Raw genomic sequence first — 6,364 nt, 5'->3', positions numbered from 1 at the left:
GTGGAGGGGAGAAGAGGTGGGACGGTCCCGGGGATCAGGCGAGGACCAGGGAGTCGCCCGGCTCCAGCCGGAGGTACTCGGTGGGGCCCAGACCCGGACCGGCCGGCCCCATGTTCCGGCCGTAGACGGCGTGGCCGGCGGGCCCCAGCAGCCCGTCGTGCACCGCCAGCGCCCGGCGCGGCGCGACCTCCCGAACGTAGTCCACCACTTCGGAGAACTTGTTCCACGGGGCGTGCAGCGGCAACAACAGCGTCTCCACCTCGCGTTCGGGCACGGTCAACGCGTCCCCGGGGTGGAAGACCGCCCCCGCCGTGCCGCTCGGATCCTCCACCACGAAACCGACGTTGGCCACCCGGGGCAGGTCGGGGTGGATCACCGCGTGCAGCTCACCGTGCACCTCCACCGGGAAGCCCGCCGGGGTGAGGGTGTCGCCGTCCCCCACCGCGTGCACGCGCCCCGGGAAGGCCGGGGCCATCACCTCGACCACGGCACGCGGCGCCCACAACTCCACCGCCGGATCGGCCTCCATGGCCGAGCGCAACCGTCCCTCGTCGAAGTGGTCCGGGTGCTCGTGGGTGACCAGCAGCGCGTCGGCCCCGGCCGCCGCGTCCCGCTCGCCGAACCCGCCGGGATCGATCACCAGGGTTCTGTCCCCGTGGACGAGCCGGACGCAGGCGTGACCGTGCTTGGTGAGCTCCATGCGGCCATTGTGCTACGGGCCGCCGACACCCCGCGCGACCCGCCGCGCCGCGTCCCGTCGGCCGACCGCGGACGCCTGCCCGAACCCCTCTTCGGCGAGGTCACCGACCCGGGCCCGGTCCCCGTTGGGCAACCGCACAACGGGCCCCCTCGCTCGTTGGTCACCGGCAGCGATTCCGCGACCGGGCATGGACGGGCGCGGGGGCGGTGCTGGGGTGTGCGGACACGCTGCTGGAAGGGGGTGGCCGATGGAGGCCGCCATTCTGCGGGTGCGCGGACTCGCCGCCGGGTACGGGCCGGTGCACGCGCTCTCGTCCGTCTCCCTTGAGGTGCCCGACGGCGCCGTGACCGCCGTACTGGGCGGCAACGGAGCGGGCAAATCCACACTGCTGCGAGCCGTCTCCGGCACGTTGCGGTTCCAGGGCGGCGCGATCACCGGCGGGACCATCGAGTTCGCCGGCGAGCGGCTCGACGGCCGCAACGCCGCGCAGATCGTCGCCGCCGGGGTGGTGCAGGTACCCGAGGGCCGGCAGGTCTTCGCGAGGATGTCCGTCGCCGACAACCTGCGCGCCGGCGCCCTGGGCGCCCGTCACGGACGCCGGGGCGAACAGGAGGCCCGCGATCGGGTTCTGGGACTGTTCCCGGTACTCGCCGAGCGCGCCCACCAACGGGCCGGTCTGTTGTCCGGAGGGGAGCAGCAGATGCTCGCCATGGGACGGGCCCTGATGGCCCGTCCGCGCCTGTTGCTGCTGGACGAACCCTCTTTGGGGCTGGCCCCGATGATGGCCGCCCGCATCGCCGACACCGTCCGCGAGATCAACGACCAGGGCACCGCCGTCCTGCTGGTGGAACAGAACGCCGCGCTCGCGCTGGGCCTGGCGAGCCGGGCGGTGGTGTTGGAGAACGGCACCGTCGCGCTGTCCGGCACCGCCGACGAACTGGCCGCCAGCGACGAGGTGCGTCGCCGCTACCTCGGCGTCGGCGACGAGGAGGCCGCCGCCGACGCGGAGGCCGGTATCCGGGCCGAGCACGACCACTCCGACGGCCGACCCACGCTGCGGAGGTGGGTCGCGTGAGCCACGAGGTCTCCGGCACCCCGACCGACACCACCGTCCTCGACACCCCGCCCGCCCCGCCCCGACTGGAGGTCATCGACCTCACCGTCCGCTTCGCGGGCCTCACCGCCCTGGACGGCGTCTCCTTCGCCGTCGAACCCGGCAGCATCCACGCCGTCATCGGCCCCAACGGCGCCGGCAAATCCACCTGCTTCAACGTGCTCTCCGGCGTCTACCGGGCCACCTCGGGCAGCGTGCGCCTCGGCGAGCGGGAACTGACCGGCCTGGCACCCGAGCGGATCGCCGCCCTCGGGGTGGCCCGCACCTTCCAGAACCTGGCGCTGTCCGACCACGCCACCGTCGCCGACACCATGCTGCTCGGCCGGCACCGGCTGACCCGCACCGGCTTCCTCGCCGCCGGTCTGCGACTGCCCTCCGCGGTGCGGGAGGAGGCCCGGCATCACGAGCGGATGCGGGAGATCGCGGCGTTCCTCGGTCTGGAGCGTTACCTCGGGGTACCCGCCGGGATCCTCCCCTACGGCCTGCAGAAGCTGGTCGAACTGGGCCGTGCGCTGTGCATGGAGCCCGAGGTGCTGCTGCTGGACGAACCGATCGCCGGCATGACGCCGACCGAGCGCCGCCACGTGGCCGGGGTCATCGCCGCCGTCCGGGAGAACCTGGGGGTCTCGGTCCTGCTCGTCGAGCACGACATGGGTGTGGTGATGCGGCTCGCCGACACCGTCACCGTCCTGGACTTCGGCCGCCGCATCGCCCACGGCGATCCCGAACGGGTGCAGAACGACCCCGAGGTCGCCCGTGCCTACCTGGGCACCAACGGTGGCGCCGAGACCAGCTCGGCCACCGCCTTCACCGGCACCCCCGAACCGAAGACCGACCCCACCGCGCCCCCGGCCGGACACCCGGCTCCCGACACCGGGGCGCCCGAAGCGTCCGACACGCCCGAGGGCTCCCCGCCCGACGGCCCGTCGGACGGGGGAGAGGCTGGAGCCACCCGATGACGACCTTTCTCGAACTGCTGATCACCGGCATATCACTGGGCTCCGTCTACGCCCTGATCGCCCTCGGTTTCGTGATCATCTTCAAGTCCACCGAGGTGGTGAACTTCGCCCACGCCTCGCTCCTGCTCGCCGGCGGCTATTTCGCCGTGGTCAGCCGGGACACCCTGGGGTTCTGGCTCGCGCTGCTCGTCGGCATCGCCGGTGCCGCCCTGCTGGGCATGCTCCTGGAGTTCCTGATCATCCGGCGCTACCGGGGCCGGGACCACAGCGTGCTGGCGATCGTCACCATCGGCATCGACATCGTGCTGATCACCGAACTGGCACGCCGCATCGGTCCGCAGATCTTCAGCTACCGCGACCCCTGGGGCAACACCATGATGCAGCTGGGGCCGGTGAGCATCCCGCAGACCCGGGTGGCGGCCTTCGTGGTCGCCGCCGCCCTGATCACCGTCTTCCTGCTGGCCTTCCGTTACACCTCCTGGGGTGTGGCGATGCGGGCGGCGGCGGAGGACCGGGGGACGGCGGCCCTGATGGGCGTACGGCTGGGATGGATCTCCGCCTCCGCCTGGGCGGTGGCCGGCGCACTGGCGGCCGTCGCGGCGCTCTTCCTCTCCATCTTCCCCACCACAGGCCTCGACCGGGAGACCGGCCTGATCGCCCTGAAGGCATTCCCCGCCGCGATCATCGGCGGCCTGGACTCCACCACGGGGGCTCTCGCCGGCGGGCTGATCGTCGGCGTCACCCAATCCCTGGCCACCGGATACCAGAGCGAGCTCTCCTTCCTCGGCAACGGCATCGGCGACCTCGCGCCCTATCTGGTGATGGTCGTCGTCCTGCTGATCCGTCCGGCCGGTCTCTTCGGAACGAGGGAGCTGTCCCGTGTCTGATCTGCTCACCCGAGTCCGCAGGGGGGCCGGGGAGAAGGGACCCGGGGGGCCCGCCTCCGGGCGTCCCGGCCGCACCCCCCGTGACCTCGTCACCCCCGGCCTGTGGCTGCTCCTCGGCCTGGTGCTGATGCTCCTGCCCTTCTACCTGGAGGCGTTCTGGCTGCGTGCCGGCCTCTTCGCGATGGCCGCGGCCATCGGCGCCATCGGCCTGAACCTGCTCACCGGCGCCACCGGCCAGCTCTCCCTGGGGCACGCCTTCTTCCTGGCGATCGGCGCCTACGGCTACTGCGTGTTCGCCGGGGACCCGGACGCAGGCGTCGTCGGCTTCGGGATGCCGCCGCTGCTCGCGATGGTCCTCGCGGTGCTCCTGGCCGGCGCGGCGGGCGGGATCTTCAGTCCCATCGCGGGCCGGTTGCGGGGCGCCTACCTGGGCATCGCCACCCTGGCGCTGATCTTCATCGGCCAGCACGTGCTGTTCAACGCCCACGACCTGACCGGCGGTTACAACGGCCGGTCGGTCCCGCCGCTGGACATCCTCGGCTTCACCTTCGACAACGAGCGCGTCATGGTCGCCTCGGTGCCGTTCCAGGCCGTGGAGAAGCTCTGGTACCTCGGGCTGATCCTGCTGGTCCTCGGCGCGCTGTTCGCCCGCGGCATCCTGCGTTCACGGCCCGGGCGGGCGATGAACGCCATCCGCGACCACCGCATCGCCGCCGGCGTCATGGGCGTCCCGGTGGCCCGCTACCGCGGCGCCGTCTTCATCATCTCCTCGATGTACGCGGGGCTGGCCGGAGTCCTCCTGGCGCTGATCTTCCAGCGCACCGTGCCGAGTTACTTCGGGCTGATCCTGGCACTGGAGTACCTGGCCATGATCGTCATCGGCGGGCTCGGCACGGTCGGCGGTGCCGTCCTCGGGGCGTTCTTCGTCACCGTCATCCCGCAGGTCCTCACCCGCTACAGCGAGGCGCTCCCCCTGGTCTCCGCGCCGGGAACCGGTGGCGTCGCGCCCGGTGAGGTCTCCCGATATCTGTACGGCGCGGCGGTGGTCGCCGCCGTGCTCTTCCTACCCGGCGGGCTGGTGCGCCTGCCCGCCGTCCTGCGGGCCCGACGGGCACGACGCAGGGCCGGCACCACTGACACCGGGAACATGGAGGTTCCGTCATGAGAAAGCGCAGTGTTCCATCGGCGGCGGTCGCAACGGCGACCGTCCTGGCCCTCGCCCTGACCGCCTGCAGCAGCAAGGCGGAGGACGACAACACGGGCGGCGGCGGGAACGCCGGCAACGGGGACGCGGGGGACGGCGAGAGCCTCGCCACCGGTCCCGGCGTCACCGACGACACGATCAGCCTCGGCGCGCTCACCGACATGACCGGCCCCTACGCCACCCTCGGTGTGAGCATCACCCAGGCCCAGCAGCTCTACGTCAAGGAGGTCAACGAGGAGGGCGGCGTCTGTGAGCGGGACCTGGAGCTGACCACCCGCGACCACGGCTACGACGCCTCGCAGGCGATCTCCGCCTACAACGAGTTGGAGCCGAACGTCCTGGCGTACACCCAGTTCATCGGCTCCCCCTTCGTCACCGCGATCAAGGACCAGGTGGACTCCACCGACCACGCCGTGATCGTGGCCCAGGCGTGGACCGCCTCCCTGCTGGGCAGCGAGTACATCCACATGGTCGGCAGCACCTACGACGTGGAGACGATCAACGCGATCGACTTCCTGGTGGACGAGAAGGGCCTGTCCGAGGGCGACAGCATCGGACACGTCTACTTCGAGGGCGACTACGGCGAGAACGCCCTGGAGGGCGCCCGGTACGCCGCCGAGGAGCTGGGCCTGACCATCTCCGAGCAGCAGATCAAGCCCACCGACGAGGACATGACGGCGCAGGTCGGCACCCTCGCCCGCGAGGGTGTCTCGGCGATCATCGTCAGCGCCGGTCCGCGCCAGGCCGCGTCGGTGGCCGGCGTGGCGGCGGCGGCCGGTCTGAACGTGCCGATCATCGGCAACAACTCCGCCTTCGCCCCGCAGCTCCTGGCGACCGACGCCGCCCCGGCGCTGCTGAACGAGTTCTACATCGCCGCCCCGACCCTGCCCATCGGCTCGGAGGAGGAGGGACCGAGCACGCTGGCCGAGGCCTACCTGGCGGAGTACCCGGACGCCACCCTGGACAACGGCGTGGTCGCCGGCTGGAACGCCGCCCGCCTGGTCACCGACGCGCTGCGCATCGCCTGCGACAACAACGACCTCACCCGGGAGGGCGTGGCCGCCGCGATGCAGGAGCTGAACGACTACGACAACGCCTTCGGCATCGTGCACGACTTCTCCGACCCGGCGAACCCCTCGTCGTTGGAGAGCTTCATCCTGACCCCCGACACCGACACCCCCGGCGGTCTGGTGGTCGAGCGGGAGGCATTCGTCTCCGAGCTGGCCGAGAGCTTCCCGCGGGAGTGACCCCGGACCCGGCCGGTGCCCGGCGGTGACCCCGGTCCCGTCGCGCGCCGGCCGGTGACCCCTGCGACCCTTCCCCACCACGCCGCCGGTCCCGGACGCACCGCGTCCGGGACCGGCGGCGTTCGGCGTGCGGGAGTCGGTACGCGACGGTGCCGTGCCCCGCCGCACCCGGCCCGGGGCGCTCGGCGGGGCGGGCGCGGCGCGGGACGCCGCGGGCTCCCGGGCCGGCCCCGTGTGGCGGGCCGGCCGGGAG

Annotated in this window: 5 protein-coding genes and 1 pseudogene; 5 read left to right on the top strand and 1 reads right to left on the bottom strand. The window is 72.4% G+C overall.

What is annotated here, in order from left to right; genetic code table 11:
- Window positions 1-34: 34 nt before the first annotated feature.
- The gene (locus FNQ90_RS09275) at window positions 35-700 is read right to left on the bottom strand and encodes an MBL fold metallo-hydrolase (RefSeq protein ID WP_182605925.1); all 666 of its coding nucleotides are present in this window, start codon (window positions 698-700) and stop codon (window positions 35-37) included.
- Between the two features lie 247 nt (window positions 701-947).
- Between FNQ90_RS09275 and FNQ90_RS09270 the strand changes: the two genes are divergently transcribed.
- From FNQ90_RS09270 to FNQ90_RS09250, 5 genes and pseudogenes are all read left to right on the top strand, one after another.
- A complete protein-coding gene (locus tag FNQ90_RS09270) occupies window positions 948-1,775 on the top strand; it encodes an ABC transporter ATP-binding protein (protein WP_182605924.1) in 828 nt (275 codons plus the stop codon).
- Window positions 1,776-1,840: 65 nt separating this feature from the next.
- Window positions 1,841-2,584 (top strand): annotated as a pseudogene (locus FNQ90_RS09265) (ABC transporter ATP-binding protein); the annotation flags it as partial.
- Between the two features lie 185 nt (window positions 2,585-2,769).
- Window positions 2,770-3,660, top strand: a complete 891-nt coding sequence (locus FNQ90_RS09260; protein WP_143624332.1) for a branched-chain amino acid ABC transporter permease — start codon at window positions 2,770-2,772, stop codon at window positions 3,658-3,660.
- A gap of 100 nt (window positions 3,661-3,760) precedes the next feature.
- Complete coding sequence (locus FNQ90_RS09255) at window positions 3,761-4,825, top strand: branched-chain amino acid ABC transporter permease (protein WP_228454377.1); 1,065 nt, start codon at window positions 3,761-3,763, stop codon at window positions 4,823-4,825.
- Window positions 4,822-6,111: an ABC transporter substrate-binding protein gene (locus FNQ90_RS09250; RefSeq protein WP_143620072.1), complete on the top strand. Its 1,290-nt coding sequence runs from the start codon at window positions 4,822-4,824 to the stop codon at window positions 6,109-6,111. Before FNQ90_RS09255 ends, FNQ90_RS09250 begins: the two co-directional genes overlap by 4 nt.
- Window positions 6,112-6,364: the final 253 nt, after the last annotated feature.

The organism is Streptomyces alkaliphilus (genome assembly GCF_014141535.1).
GTDB lineage: Bacteria > Actinomycetota > Actinomycetes > Streptomycetales > Streptomycetaceae > Streptomyces > Streptomyces alkaliphilus.
This window is presented reverse-complemented; position numbering and strand designations above follow the sequence as displayed.